Origin of the sequence: Vibrio sp. V39_P1S14PM300, from assembly GCF_009904765.1 — a bacterium.
GTDB lineage: Bacteria > Pseudomonadota > Gammaproteobacteria > Enterobacterales > Vibrionaceae > Vibrio > Vibrio proteolyticus.
Map to the genome: position 1 here is coordinate 1 of NZ_WXWP01000106.1, position 15,069 is coordinate 15,069.

General features: G+C 50.0%; 12 protein-coding genes. 4 read left to right on the forward strand and 8 right to left on the reverse strand.

The features are described 5' to 3' along the window. A partial coding sequence (locus CAG65_RS05090) for a Cof-type HAD-IIB family hydrolase (RefSeq protein ID WP_161452616.1) occupies positions 1-790 on the forward strand: 790 nt, incomplete at its 5' end. A gap of 33 nt (positions 791-823) precedes the next feature. Here the strand turns inward: CAG65_RS05090 and CAG65_RS05095 are convergent. From CAG65_RS05095 to CAG65_RS05130, 8 genes are all read right to left on the reverse strand, one after another. After that, a complete protein-coding gene (locus CAG65_RS05095; RefSeq protein ID WP_161452618.1) occupies positions 824-2,263 on the reverse strand; it encodes an NUDIX domain-containing protein in 1,440 nt (479 codons plus the stop codon). Positions 2,264-2,274: 11 nt separating this feature from the next. Continuing rightward, positions 2,275-2,754 (reverse strand): GNAT family N-acetyltransferase, encoded by a 480-nt coding sequence (locus CAG65_RS05100; protein ID WP_021705589.1) that lies wholly within the window; start codon positions 2,752-2,754, stop codon positions 2,275-2,277. Between the two features lie 110 nt (positions 2,755-2,864). Next, entirely contained in the window at positions 2,865-4,742 is a 1,878-nt protein-coding gene (locus CAG65_RS05105; RefSeq protein WP_161452620.1) for a propionyl-CoA synthetase, read from the reverse strand. Positions 4,743-4,767: 25 nt separating this feature from the next. Continuing rightward, the gene (gene prpF, locus CAG65_RS05110; protein ID WP_161452622.1) at positions 4,768-5,961 is read right to left on the reverse strand and encodes a 2-methylaconitate cis-trans isomerase PrpF; all 1,194 of its coding nucleotides are present in this window, start codon (positions 5,959-5,961) and stop codon (positions 4,768-4,770) included. Positions 5,962-5,975: 14 nt separating this feature from the next. After that, positions 5,976-8,555, reverse strand: a complete 2,580-nt coding sequence (gene acnD, locus CAG65_RS05115) for a Fe/S-dependent 2-methylisocitrate dehydratase AcnD (RefSeq protein WP_161452624.1) — start codon at positions 8,553-8,555, stop codon at positions 5,976-5,978. 59 nt (positions 8,556-8,614) lie between these two features. Further along, positions 8,615-9,745, reverse strand: coding sequence for a bifunctional 2-methylcitrate synthase/citrate synthase (gene prpC, locus CAG65_RS05120; protein ID WP_021705585.1), 1,131 nt, complete (start codon positions 9,743-9,745; stop codon positions 8,615-8,617). A gap of 126 nt (positions 9,746-9,871) precedes the next feature. After that, positions 9,872-10,765 (reverse strand): methylisocitrate lyase, encoded by an 894-nt coding sequence (gene prpB, locus CAG65_RS05125; protein WP_161452626.1) that lies wholly within the window; start codon positions 10,763-10,765, stop codon positions 9,872-9,874. 10 nt (positions 10,766-10,775) lie between these two features. Then, positions 10,776-11,471 carry a GntR family transcriptional regulator gene (locus CAG65_RS05130; protein WP_021705583.1) on the reverse strand — a complete coding sequence of 232 codons (696 nt, stop codon included), beginning with the start codon at positions 11,469-11,471 and terminating at the stop codon, positions 10,776-10,778. A gap of 552 nt (positions 11,472-12,023) precedes the next feature. Between CAG65_RS05130 and CAG65_RS05135 the strand changes: the two genes are divergently transcribed. From CAG65_RS05135 to CAG65_RS05145, 3 genes are read left to right on the forward strand one after another with little or no spacing between them, the layout of a single operon-like run. Next, on the forward strand, positions 12,024-14,006 hold the full coding sequence (locus tag CAG65_RS05135; RefSeq protein ID WP_161452628.1) for a type VI secretion system Vgr family protein: 1,983 nt from the start codon (positions 12,024-12,026) through the stop codon (positions 14,004-14,006). Continuing rightward, positions 14,006-14,575, forward strand: coding sequence for a DUF6931 family protein (locus tag CAG65_RS05140; protein ID WP_161448036.1), 570 nt, complete (start codon positions 14,006-14,008; stop codon positions 14,573-14,575). Before CAG65_RS05135 ends, CAG65_RS05140 begins: the two co-directional genes overlap by 1 nt. A 4-nt stretch (positions 14,576-14,579) precedes the next feature. Continuing rightward, positions 14,580-14,882: a PAAR domain-containing protein gene (locus CAG65_RS05145; RefSeq protein ID WP_021705580.1), complete on the forward strand. Its 303-nt coding sequence runs from the start codon at positions 14,580-14,582 to the stop codon at positions 14,880-14,882. Positions 14,883-15,069 lie beyond the last annotated feature (187 nt).

The window sequence follows — 15,069 nt, forward strand, 5'->3', positions numbered from 1 at the left end:
GGATATGGATGGCACCTTGCTGAACAGCCAAAAAGCCATCTCTCCCCGCACTAAAGACGCTATTGCCAAAGCACGAGCGGCCGGGGTCAAAGTCGTACTGGCATCAGGTCGCCCATTAGAGGGCATGCAGGACAAACTGGATGAACTGGGTATTTCCGGTGATAACGAGTTTGTTTTGTTCTATAACGGCTCCATGGTAAAAGAACTCGGCAGTGGTGCCATTATCCACCAGAAAATCATTGATGGGCGTGCCGCTAAGCAAGTTGCCAAACTGGCTCAAGAGCTTGGTCTCAATACACATGCGTTTAGCCAGATTCACGGTTTAATTACGCCAAAGACCAGTGAATACACCCAAGTGGAAGCCAGTATCAATGGCCTGCCAGTTACCGAAATAGACTTTGACACTTTGGAAGATGATCACCCGATCGTTAAAGCCATGATTGTCGCTGCGCCAGATAAACTTACCGCCGCGATCAAAACACTGCCACAAGAACTGCACCAAGACTTCACCATCGTGCAAAGCGCACCGTTCTTTCTCGAATTCCTCAACACTGGCAGCAACAAAGGTGTCGGTATTCAGGCAATCTCGGAGCACTTAGGTATCCGTTCAGAAGAAGTGATTTGTATGGGCGACGCTGAGAACGATCACCATATGCTGCGGTATGCGGGATTGGGCGTTGCGATGGCTAATGCAATGGAAGAAACCAGAGCGATTGCTGACTACATTACGCTCAGTAACGATGACGATGGCGTCGCCGCTGTGATTGAAAAGTTCGTCCTGAATATCTGATAGCAAAAAGCCTCGCTTCGGCGAGGCTTTTCATTATGCTGATTGTACGCTGAGACGCCTCACACTCAATGCAAAAACCAAAATCAGTAACGGGAAACGAATCGCTTCCATCACCAAAGAATAAATACTGCTGTAAGCAACAAACCCAGCCATGTACAAAATCACCTCATTGAGCAATAGCAACAACAAGACCATAGAGATAAGACTTCGCCCACCAACCTGCCCCTCGGATTGATTCACTGTCACCACCAATCCTGTCATCGTCACCAAAATTGCCAGCCAGGCCGTAAACACTGGCAACGGCCAGATTGCCGTCAGGGTCGCCGCAGCTATCGTCAATGCTATCCATAAACCATTAGAGCAAAGTAAGGCGTCCACGTTGATATCCGGCTTCTTTTCCAAACGGATGACATGCCACGCCGTCAGAACACCGAGTAGGATTCCAGCCAGCATATCACTTAAAAACGCAGCACCAAGATAAAACTTCGCCAATACCAGCCAAAACAAACTGGCGAGACTCAACGCGGTATAACGATTGAACGTTAATTTATCCAGCCCGTTTAAAACCAGCGTCACCACGCAAAACCACACCGCGACCGGTAAGCTTGGAAAACCATTGCCAAAACTTGAGCTCATCTGCAATTCAGGCACATACACATGAGGTCGCGGTAACGCAAACCCTTGCTGAGCGACAAGACACAACAGTGAGGTCAACGTAATGGCAAACATAGTCCGGTAGCACATTGCCTTACCAAATCGCCAATACAGAGCCGGAAAAATAACAATGAAAATCCACGGCTGAGCCAGTTGATTTCCCAGCATCATCAGTGCATTAACACCGGAAGCAATGTGTGGCGAGAACTCGGCAACCAGGCCCTGAAGCGTTGCAATCCAGTTAAGCTCAACCTGATGCCTTGCCGGAGCAGCGTCTGCCAACTGGTTTACATAGGTCACCGACTGTTCTGTTGCTGCGTCAAACATGGATTGAATCACGGTCCACTGTTGTGGATAACGGTACAGTTCAGGCAACAAGCTTTCCGGAGACAACAGCATCGCGCCCGACACTTCGACGCCATAATGAGGTGCAAACCAAACCGGTAGCTCATAACCGTCAAACCGGTTATTGAAGCCGAACGCGATAATGTCCGAATCCGATACGCAGTCAAAAACGGCCGCTTTTTCCGTATACCCCAGTAGATCGCCTACGGTAACCGCCAGCCCTGTTTCCTCCCAAGTTTCCCTTTGAGCGGCTTGCTTGGGGGTTTCACCTTTTGATATCAGACCACCAGGTAACGACAATTTTTTGGTCAGAATCTCATTGACCATGACGAGCTGGTTATTAGCTCGCACCAAACACAGAGCACCACGTACTTCGTTCGGGTGCTTCTGAACGGCAGCCGCTGTTGATGAAAACAGCGTAGAACACAGCAACAATACGGTGCCAAACAGACACCACAAAGATTGTTTATTCACACAACACCTTTTTAGGTTCGGATGGATTTGCGCAGCCAGTGTATATGGTGCTCAAATCCTAAATTCTTATAAAGCTCTACCGCTGAATCATTAAAATGCCATACTTCGACAAACATCTGCTCAACGCCACACTCTTTAAAACTGCGTTCGATGCGCTGGCATAACTGTATCGCGATCCCCTGCTTACGATACGCAGGCAATACATACAATTCATCAATACTCCCCATCGGCACAGGTTTGCTCACTGAAGACACCAGCTCACAAAAGTGGCCACTGACAAAACCGACCAGAGTTTCTTCAAACCGGGCCACAAAAACGAAGCACTCCGGATCATCCAGATAGCGAGCAATGCTCTTCTCCTGCTCGATCTCTTCCGCCGTTTTGAAATGCTCAGGGGATTGTTGATGATGCTCGTGGTGTAACTGAAACATCAGTTCATTGAGCTGGTTAAGGTCGTGGCTGTTCGCAGCCGATAGCCGGATAGGCAACATAACGCGTATTTATAGCAAGTTCAGTGTCAATTGATGTGATTCTAAGGGATCAAAAATAAAAAAGCCCCAATAAATCGGGGCTCCTCGGTGTTAAATGTGAGACATGGTCATTAGTCATGCAACACTCGTTCGATTTCACTCAGGCTGGCTGGGTCATCAATCGTGGACGGTATCGTATACTGCTCGCCATCGGCGATCTGACGAATGACTCGCCGCAAGATTTTACCTGAACGGGTTTTCGGCAGACGCTCCACAACCAGTGCATGCTTGAAACACGCCACAGCGCCAATTTCATTGCGCACTTTCCCGACCAGCTCATCTTCAAGTTGATGCTCGTCCATCTTCACGCCATCTTTCAGTACCACCAGTCCAAGCGGCAGCTGCCCTTTTAACTCATCGTGGATACCGACGACCGCACATTCCGCAACCGCAGGATGACCACCCACGACCTCTTCCATTTCACCGGTCGACAAACGATGACCTGCTACATTAATCACATCATCGATTCGCCCCATGATAAACAGATAGCCATCTTCATCCAGATAGCCCCCATCGCCAGAGACATAATAGCCAGGGAACTGGCTCAAATACCCACTCTCGAAACGATCATGATTACGCCAGACAGTCGGCAGACAACTGGGCGGTAACGGACGTTTTAACGCCACATAACCTTGTTCATTCGGGCCAACCACTTCCCCGACTTCGTTAAGTACATCGACCTGATACCCCGGAATCGGCTTTGTCGCCGATCCGGCTTTGATCGGCATCATTTCCAAACCGATGGGATTACCGGCAATGGCCCAGCCAGTTTCCGTTTGCCACCAATGGTCAATGACCGATTTACCCGTATGCTGCGCGACCCAATCCAGAGTGGGTGGATCTAAGCGTTCACCGGCCATAAAAATGGTCTGTAACGAAGACAGGTTGTACCGACGAATATGTTCACCCTGCGGATCTTCTTTTTTGATCGCCCGAAACGCCGTCGGTGCGGAGAAGAGCGCGTTAACACGATACTCTTCACACACACGCCAGAATGCCCCTGGGTCTGGGGTACGTACTGGCTTACCTTCGAATAAAATCGTTGTACAGCCGTGAATCAACGGGGCATAAACAATGTAGGAGTGCCCGACTACCCAGCCAACATCTGACGCCGCCCAGAATACGCCATCCTGTGGCATATTATACACGGTTGCCATGGAGTACTTCATCGCCACCGCATGACCACCATTATCACGAACCACCCCTTTAGGTTTGCCTGTCGTTCCAGAGGTGTAGAGGATGTAAAGCGGGTCTGTCGAAAGCACAGGCACACACGCATGCGGTGTCGCCTGGCTCAGCTCTTCACACCAATCAACATCACGTTCCTGATTCAGATCGGCTTTAAGTTGCTCACGTTGCAAAACAACCACGGTATCGGGTTTCCAACGGCTGTCCATGATAGCTTTGTCGACCAGCGGCTTGTACTCAATCACTTTGTTGATTTCAATACCACATGACGCAGTGACAAGCACTTTGGGTTCTGCATCTTCAATGCGTACCGCCAATTCATTCGCCGCAAAACCGCCAAACACCACCGAATGAATCGCTCCAAGGCGTGCACACGCCAGCATTGTCATTGCGGCTTCCGGGATCATAGGCATATAAACTACAACCCGGTCGCCTTTGCTGACACCTTGTTTCGCCAACATACCAGCAACACGGGCAACCTCATCACGCAGCTCGGTATAGGTGTAGTGACGCTTTACTCCGGTGACTGGCGAGTCATAAATCAGAGCGTTCCGATCGCCTCGCCCCTGTTCACAATGATAATCGAGCGCCAGCCAGGATGTATTAAGCAAACCATCGGGAAACCAGCGTTCAATGCCATTCTCATCAGCACCCAGAATTGTGCGGGGCTTTTCAAACCAGTCAATGTATTCGGACTGCTCTTTCCAGAATTGTTCCGGATGGTCGGTAGCGTGTTGATATTCATTCAGATAAGTAGACATCCGTCTCCTCCTTGAGTTTTCCTTGCTAAGCCAGAATATCAGCCGGGACTCTGACCCAGCCTTCCATTAATACTCTGGCGCTTCTACTCATACTGGCTTTCTCTACAACCCAACCGTCCTGAGTGTCTGTTGCCGTAGCCCCTACTTTCAACGTTCCTGATGGGTGACCAAATGTCACTGACTGGCGGCGTCCCCCTCCCGACGCCAGATTAACCAATGTACCTGGTACACAGGCTGCTGCCGCGATCGCCACTGCCGCCGTCCCCATCATGGCATGATGCAGTTTCCCCATTGACAGCGCCCGCACCAATACATCCACTTGTGACGCCGTCACCAACTCACCACTGGATGACGTGTAATCCTGTGGCGTCGCCACAAACGCAACTTTTGGCGTGTGTTGGCGAGACCCGGCTTCTTGTAGCGTCTTAATCAAACCCATTTTCAACGCGCCGTGTGCCCGTATCACTTCAAACATCGTCAATGCCTGAGCATCGTTATTAATGTCATCTTGCAGTTCCGTCCCGCGATATCCGATGGCAGCTGCATCTACAAAAATGGTTGGTATTCCGGCATTGATTAACGTGGCATTTATGGTGCCCAATCCAGGCACCTCCAGATCGTCCACCAGATTTCCAGTGGGAAACATGGCTCCTTCTCCCGCAGCCGGGTCCATAAAATCCACCTGCACTTCTGCCGCAGGGAAAGTAACGCCATCGAGTTCAAACTCGCCCGTTTCCTGAACTTTGCCATGACGGACTGGCACATGAACGATAATGGTTTTACCGATGTTGGCCTGCCAGACCCGGACAGAGACCACACCATTTTGCGGTATCCGCTCTTGCTCTATCAGCCCGGCGTGGAGTGCAAATGGTCCGACTGCCGCTGATAAATTTCCGCAATTTCCACTCCAGTCGACAAAGGGTTGATCAATGGATACCTGTCCGAACAGATAATCAATATCGTGATCTGCCCGCTGGCTTTTGGACACAATTACAGTTTTGCTGGTACTTGATGTCGCGCCCCCCATCCCATCAATTTGCTTCCCGTACGGATCTGGGCTGCCAACAACACGCAACAACAATTTATCCCGTGCCGGGCCGGCCTGTTGCGCGTCAGGGGGTAAATCATCCAGACTAAAAAAAACGCCTTTACTGGTACCGCCACGCATGTACATCGCCGGTATACGCATTTGACCGTTGGTATATTCTTTAGCTTGCATTCTCATCGAGCCCCTTATCCGGCCAAAAAGTCCTGTGCGAAGCGTTGCAACACCCCACCAGCACTATAAACGTCAACTTCATCAGCCGTATCTAGACGGCAAAGTACAGGCACCTCAATAATCTCGCCATTACGTCGAGTGATTACCAACGTCAGTTCCGCTTGCGGAGCTATGGTGCCTTTCACGTCAAATAGCTCCGTTCCGTCTATTTGCAAGGTATGGCGGTTTACTCCTGACATGAACTGCAATGGTAATACGCCCATCCCAACCAAATTCGTTCGATGAATGCGCTCAAACCCTTCTGCAGCAATGGCTTCAACCCCGGCGAGACGCACACCTTTTGCCGCCCAATCTCGGGACGACCCCTGGCCATAATCAGCACCGGCAATGATGATCAACGGCTGCTTGCGTTCCATGTATGTTTCGATCGCTTCCCACATGCGGGTCACTTTGCCTTCTGGCTCGATACGCGCCAACGAGCCCTGCACGACATCGCCATTTTCCTGCACCATTTCATTGAACAGCTTCGGATTAGCGAACGTTGCCCGCTGTGCGGTCAGATGATCACCGCGGTGAGTCGCATACGAGTTGAAATCTTCTTCCGGCACGCCCATCCGAGTGAGATATTCCCCCGCGGCGCTGGATGCCAGAATGGCGTTGGAAGGAGACAAATGGTCGGTAGTGATGTTGTCACCAAGGACGGCCAAAGGGCGCATCGCCGACAACGTCCGCTCTCCTGCCAGCGCTCCCTCCCAGTATGGCGGGCGACGGATATAAGTGCTCATCGGACGCCAGTCGTAAAGCGGGTTGGTGTTCAACAAACCTTCATCCGGTTTGAACATCTGGATATACACTTGTTGAAACTGCTCAGGCTTAACGTAGCGCTGAACAACGTCATCAATCTCTTGATCGCTCGGCCAGAGATCGTTGAGATAAATGGGCTTGCCCTGACTGTCAACGCCCAACGCATCCCGCTCAATATCAAACCGAACCGTCCCCGCCAGCGCATAGGCCACCACCAGAGGCGGAGAGGCAAGAAAAGCCTGTTTGGCATAAGGATGGATCCGGCCATCAAAATTTCGATTGCCCGACAACACCGCAGTGGCGTAGAGGTCGCGGTCGATAATTTCCTGTTGAATGTCTGGTGCCAGCGCACCGCTCATTCCGTTACACGTCGTACAAGCATACGCCACAATACCAAAGCCCAGCTTTTCCAGTTCAGGCAATAGACCGGATTCCTCCAGATACAACCTTGCCACTTTGGACCCTGGCGCAAACGACGTTTTCACCCAGGGTTTACGAACCAAACCTAATTGGTTGGCCTTTTTCGCCACTAAGCCAGCGGCAACGACATTGCGCGGATTACTGGTGTTAGTGCACGAGGTAATGGCCGCAATGATCACGGCGCCATCAGGCAGTTGCCCGTCTTTCTGCTGCCATTCACCGGAAATGCCACGCTCTGTCAGCTCAGATGTTGGTAATCGGCGATGCGGGTTTGATGGGCCAGCCATGTTGCGACCAACCGCGGACAGATCAAACTCCAATACACGCTCATATTTTGCCGTGGTTAAGTCATCAGCCCAGAGTCCGGCTGTTTTGGCGTATTTTTCTACCAGGTCGACCTGTTGCTCATCGCGACCGGTCAACTTCAGGTATTGGATCGTCTGTTCATCGATGTAAAACATCCCCGCTGACGCACCATATTCCGGTGTCATATTGGAAATGGTTGCCCGATCACCAATGGTAAGATCTTTTGCACCTTCTCCGAAAAATTCCAGGTAAGAAGACACCACGCGTTCATTGCGCAAAAATTCGGTGATCGCGAGTACAATATCGGTTGCGGTAATCCCCGGCTGCCGGCTGCCAGTCAGTTTAACGCCGATAATGTCTGGTAATCGCATCATTGATGGACGTCCGAGCATCACGGTTTCCGCCTCCAGACCACCTACACCTATCGCGATCACACCCAGACAATCCACATGCGGTGTATGACTGTCGGTACCAACGCACGTATCTGGAAATGCAACCCCACCTTTAACCTGAATGACTGGGGACATTTTCTCCAGATTGATTTGGTGCATAATGCCGTTACCTGCGGGGATGACACTGACATTTTGAAATGCCGTTTTACACCACTCAATAAAATGAAAGCGATCTTCGTTACGTCGCTCTTCTATTTCCCGGTTTTTTTCAAACGCATCCTGTTCATAGCCGGCATGTTCAACCGCCAGAGAGTGATCCACGATGAGCTGTGTTTCCACGACAGGGTTCACTTTCGCCGGATCGCCCCCCTGGACAGCAATGGCATCACGTAAACCTGCGAGATCGACCAATGCCGTCTGGCCAAGAATGTCGTGACATACCACCCTTGCGGGGTACCACGGAAAGTCCAGGTCGCGCTTACGCTCGATGATCTGGCGTAGTGCTGCCTCCAGTTTTTCCGGCTCGCAGCGACGTACCAGATTTTCTGCCAGTACTCTTGAGGTATACGGAAGTGTCTCGTAGGCACCATCAGAAATGTCATTTACCGCGGCGCGAGTATCAAAGTACTCAACGCTGGTGCCCGGCAGTAACTTGCGATATTGGCTATTCATAACAACTTGCTCTTATAGACTTCGCATCGACCTCTCTTTTACGAGAGGCCGCTCGCTGATTAACCGCGCTGTTCGATGGGCACCCATACTTGTGCATCCGGGCCTTCGTAGTCAGCGCTCGGCCGAATAATGCGGTTATTGGCACGTTGCTCGTAAACGTGCGCCGCCCAGCCGGTTAATCGGCTCATCACAAAAATAGGCGTGAAAAGTTTGGTGGGTATGTCCATGAAATGGTAAGCCGACGCATGGAAGAAATCGGCATTACAAAATAAGCCCTTCTCACGCTTCATAACCGCTTCAACCCGTTCAGAGACCGCATACAGCTGTGTATCACCGACCGCTTCAGACAGTTCCTTCGACCAACGTTTGATAAGGGCGTTGCGAGGGTCGCTTTCGCGATAAATCGCGTGACCAAAGCCCATGATCTTTTCTTTGTGCTCGAGCATATGAAGAATATTGGTTTCAGCCTCTTCTGGCGTATTCCAATCCTGAATCATTTCCATAGCGGCTTCATTGGCACCGCCATGCAAAGGGCCACGTAATGTACCAATCGCCGCCGTGACGCAGGAGTGGATATCAGATAAGGTCGACGCACATACGCGCGCAGCAAAAGTGGATGCATTAAATTCATGCTCGGCGTACAGGATCAGCGAGCAATGCATGACTTTCTTATGGAGGTCACTCGGCACTTTGTCAGTGAGCATTTTCAGGAAATATCCACCGATACATTCTTCCGATTTGTCTTCAGTGTCGATCCGCACACCGTCGTGACTATATCGATACCAGTAACAGATGATGGCAGGAAATAGCGCCAGCATACGCTCGGTGGCCGCTTGTTGTTCAGAGAAATCCATTTCCTGCTCGAGATTACCGAGTACCGAGCACCCAGTGCGCATTACATCCATGGGATGAGCATCGGCTGGGATCAGTTCCAACGCCTGCTTCAGCTCTTGCGGCAAACCACGCATCCCCATCAAACGGGTTTTGTAGATATCCAGTTCCTGTTGCGTTGGCAAATGACCAATTAGCAGAAGATGGGCCACTTCTTCGAACTGAGCATTGTTTGCCAGATCGGTAATATCATAGCCCCGGTAGGTCAGCCCCGTTCCGGTTTTTCCGACAGTACATAATGATGTGCTTCCGGCACTCTGACCACGCAGGCCAGCGCCGCCTAATTCTTTGTTAGGCATGTTGAACTCCTTTTCTGTCCGGCTCTTACCCTCTTTCGGGGTGTTATTGGTGCTCGGACGGTTTCACGTTATGGATTTAAGGCGATATTTCTTGAGCTTCCTGTTTGTTGCGATACCCGAATCTGGCTACTGACTAGAAAACAGTTTGTCTAGCTTGTCTTCATAATCGTGGTAATTGAGATGTTCATACAACTCTTTCCGCGTTTGCATGGAATCGAGCAATGCTTCCTGATTGCCATATTCCAGTAAATGAGCGTAGACCATTTCTGCGGCCCGGTTCATCGCCCGGAATGCACTGAGTGGATACAACACCATGTCAACCTTTGCCTGCGCCAGTTGCGCACAGGTGTACAATGGGGTTTGGCCAAATTCCGTGATGTTTGCCAGGATAGGTATAGGTCGACCAACCGCAGATTCAAGTGAGTTGGCAAACTGTGCGTACTGATCCAGTTTGTTCATCGCCTCAGGAAAAATCATGTCAGCACCTGCTTCGACACAAGCAATCGCACGATCTATCGCTTTGTCGATCCCCTCAACAGCCAGCGCGTCTGTTCTGGCCATGATCACAAAGTTGTCGTCCCGTCTGGCATCAGCAGCAGCTTTGATTCTGTCGACCATCTCTTCCTGGCTGACAATGGCTTTATTCGGCCGGTGACCACAGCGCTTTTGCGCAACTTGATCTTCCATGTGCACCGCGGCAGCGCCCGCTTTTTCCATCGATTTGATGGTCCGCGCGATATTGAACGCACCTCCAAAACCAGTATCAATGTCCACCAGCAACGGCAGATCACAAGCGTTCGTAATTCGGTCTACATCCACCAGCACGTCATTAAGCGTAGTGATGCCTAAATCCGGCAAACCATAAGACGCATTAGCAATACCACCGCCGGATAAATAGATCGCTTGATGACCAATATTTTTCGCCATCATGGCGCAATACGGGTTGATGGTGCCGACAATTTGCAGCGGATCATTATGGGCGACTGCCGCTCTGAATTTTGCTCCCGGGCTTAATGACATGGTAATTCTCCTAGTCGTCTGAGTCGGTTTGCAGGATCTGCTGTTCAATCAGCGTTCGACTGCCGGAAATGTGTCTGCGCATTAGCATTTCTGCTAATTCTTCATCCCGGTTCTTAATGGCCTGCAAAATAAATTTGTGTTCGTTCAACGCCTCATTGGGCCTTGAATGTGATCGTGGAGACTGGTAGCGATACATGCGTAATAAGTGATAAAGCTCATCACACAACAAGGCAACCAGCTTGCTATTTCGACTGGCTTTAATGATGCGATAGTGGAAATCAAAATCGCCATGTTGGTGAAAGTATGATGACCCTTCCACCTGATCAATATGTTCGGAATGTGTCGACAATAGCTGTTCCAACGCATGAATTTCTTCATCGCTGATGTAGCGCGCAGCCAACCGAGCTGCCATTCCCTCAAGCGCTTCTCGCACTGCGTACAGTTCAAGTAATTTTTCAAACGAGAAGGTAATGACCCGAGCACCAACATGCGGCACTCGCTCAATCAGCCCGAGCCCCTCCACTCTCATGATGGCCTCACGCAGTGGACCGCGGCTGACCTCGAAACGCCGTGCCAGTTCTGGCTCAGAGATTTTGCTTCCCGGCAAAATCTCCCCATTAACAATCGCCTCAATGAGATAGCCAGTTAAGTGTTCTGACTTCGTATTCTCTTTGGTCACCAAAGGTAACCTACTCTCTACATTCATGGTCTACCCGTTTCTTCCGCAGCTTCACTTCGCTTTATTTACATGTGCGAGACTGTGGCAACAACTTACTCTGCTTATAAAATAGACGATCACATTGTCGACAATCAAGAATATTGTCGACAATTTAGACTAAGGTCGAATTTAACCCTTGTTTCGTCCGTCTTACTAATTTCAATAAGAAGTATGGATTTATAGACAAGTAATAAAGGAATACGTGGCTTAACGACAGGAAAAACGAAATTGAGCTGATAGAACCAAAAACTGTTCAAAAGACAAGATTGTCAACAGTTCATACATAAGCTGCTTAGTCCACAGCACATTGCGCGTGATTAGTGAAAGGAAACCGCTTTGGCTTTGTACGTATGCATATTTTCCTGGCAGGTCTCAAAGATTGGCTCAGCAGCAGGCTCAAACTGATCAAATGTCCTAGACTGCTTTGCAGTGATATCGATGTGCTCACGCTCACTCAGCGCTCCCGATACTACTGTTTAATAACAAGACCAACGGGTAGATACACTACCAATAGACAAAGATCGCAATCAGGGATGATGTATGGCTGATCAATTTTCGGCGGCCGCAAGTGCCCTCTCCGCTAAGGATTACAGCGGAGAGGAACATAAAGCGACCGAACTGCGCGTCACCGAAGGAGTCTCTGCTCCATTTGAAATTCAGGTGACGATTGTTGCAAAATCGTTTGACGTTAAAGAGCAGCTCGGACAAGGGCTGACCATTACTCGCTACACCAATGAATCCGGCACTTTGACTGCGAGCCGAGTGTTTCATGGCATGATCATCAGAGCCCAGCAACTTGGGCTCGACAGCAGCTTGCAATATGCGTCCTATCAACTGACTCTTCGCCCTTGGCTGTGGCTGCTTAAACACACACAAGCCTTTCGTGTCTATCAAAACCAATCAACGCAAGACATAGTGACGGATATTTTTACCCAAGCCGGATTCAGTGGCTGGTATAGCACCAACAGTTTACCCTCCACCAAACGGGAGTATTGTTTGCAATACAACGAATCAGATTTTGATTTCGTCACTCGGTTGCTGGCAGAAGAAGGCATCAACTACTTTTTTACCCATAGCGACGGCAGCCATAAGCTGGTACTGCAGGATGCACAGACACCCTTTGATCAGGCTTCAACCAGTAAATTTGATATGTCGGAAACGCCTTCTGGAGACAATCCGTTGATTACTCACTGGCAGCCCGAATGCTCGTTTCATGGCACCAGTATTGAACTGGAAGCCTACGATTACACGCAATCCAAGCTGGTGTCCAGTAAAGCCAAGACGTCCTCACATTCAATAGCCAACAACAGTAAACTGTCAGCCGTGCACTACCCTCCGCTCGGCATTGTGGGAGACTATACCGATCTGGCAGATAATCTGGTCAAACGCCGCCTGGAACAACTGGAGCAAAACTATGAACGTGTTTTGCTCAGCGCTAGCCAGGACGAGTTCACCATCGGATCTTGGTTCTCTCTGGCCAGCCACTTAGACACTGTCCAATTGGGCGATTACGCAGTGGTTGAAACCCGGTTTTATTATTCCGAATCCGTCGAATGCGAGGCCCGAGTCACTGTCATTCCTAAAGCAGTGCCTTATTACCCAACCCCACAGCCCAAGCCGGTAGTACAAGGTTTGCAAAGCGCTTTGGTTGCAGGTTCGACTGCGGGCGATATTAATCAGGATGATCAGGGTCGGGTTCGCATCCAGTTTCACTGGGATACAGACGCCAGCGGTGACAAGACCAGTTGTTATGTCCGAGTCGCTCAAATGATGGCGGGCAGCAGCTACGGCAGTCAGTTTGTCCCCAGAGCCGGCCATGAAGTTCTGGTCTCCTTTATCGATGGAGATCCGGATCAGCCCATCATCACAGGTTGTGTTTACAACAGCAAAAATACGCCGCCCTACAACGAAGAAAACACCACCAAAAGTGGCTGGAAAACTCAGTTATCCGGAGAGAGCAATGAACTCTATTTCGATGATAAACAAGACAACGAACTCATCTATCTGCACGCGGCTAAAGATCTGACCCGTGAAGTAGAAAATGATCTGACTGAAACCGTTCAGGGCGAGCTCAAGCAGACCGTCACTAAGGCCATGACGATCACAACAGAAGACAACTACTCGTTAACGTCCAGCAAAACCCTGTCGGAAAACGCGAAAACCATCACCATAGAAGCCGATGATAAACTCGAATTAATCGTCGGATCGAGCAAAATCACCATGTCATCGTCTTCGGTCACAATTGAGTCAGAAAGCATCGATATCAAAGCCAGTAGCGATTTGTCTCTTGAGGGCACAAACGTCTCAAGTAGCGCAACCTCATCGAACACAATCAGTGGCGCAACAACATCACTGGAGGCCAGCGGCTCGAACTCCATCAGCGGTTTGAGTATTTCGATGGACGCAGACACCAGTCTGACTGCGCAGGGACAATTGAGCGCGGAATTTAAATCGGATCTCAAAGCCACATTCGATGGTGGCGTTATGGGCGAAGTCAAAGGCGCAATCGTTAAGGTGAATTAATGGAATATAAAAAAATCCCGTTTGCGGCAGGCATTCAGGTTCTCAATCGTTTCAATGCCAGTGACGAAGCCAAGGCACTGATCAACGACGAAATGTCGGTCACCAACAGCATTCAGACTTTATCCGAGCATGAACTGAACTTCGACCTGATCCAGTTTCTCGCCCATGCCTTGCCTGTACGCGAGTGCATATGGTGGGCCAGTCTGTGTTTACATAAACGGCACGATGATTGGAATGCCAGCCAGCTTCAATGCATCAGTCTGGCAAAGCAATGGGTACAATCCCCCTCTGAAGAACTCAGGCGCAAAGCTGAATTGTTTGCCACCCGGTTACAGCTCAACTGTGGCCCGTCCTGGCTGGCGCAGGCTGTGTTCTGGAATGGCGCCGGCAGTATCGTTACGCCTGATTTACCCGTCGTTTTACCCGACCCAAATCTGTACGCAAAAGCCGCCGCTGGCGCTGTAAACCACGCCGCCGCTTTGCCGGTCTGGGACAACAGCGCACTCTATTATCAATATGCGCTGGATACCGCTTTAAAGATCGCACAAGGATACAACCCAGAGGAGTAGTACGATGAGCTTACCCGCAGCCAGAGTTGGTGACATGCACGTATGCCCCATGCAAACGCCTGCGGCCGTCCCAGTGCCTCACGTAGGAGGCCCGGTCACAGGCCCGGGTGCAGCAACCGTCCTGATTGGCAGTTTGCCAGCTTCTACGTTAGGCGACTCATGTGTATGTGTAGGAACACCAGACAGCGCCATTCTCGGCAGCACGACTGTCTTGGTGAACAACAAACCTCTCGTACGTATGGGGGATACAACCAGTCACGGCGGCAGTATTGTTTCAGGCATGCCAACGGTACTGGTTGGTGGTTAAAGTTCAGAGGTATCAGAGATTTATGACAATCCAAGTCATCGGTCCAATTTTATAGATGCAGGTCAAAAATTAAACTAAAGGATGAAATTCTTTGAGACTTTCTGCAAATAACTTCTAGACTGCAATTTGTTAACAAACATTAATTAAATAAATGTTTGTAATAAGAGATGTTTTAAATCTCAATATT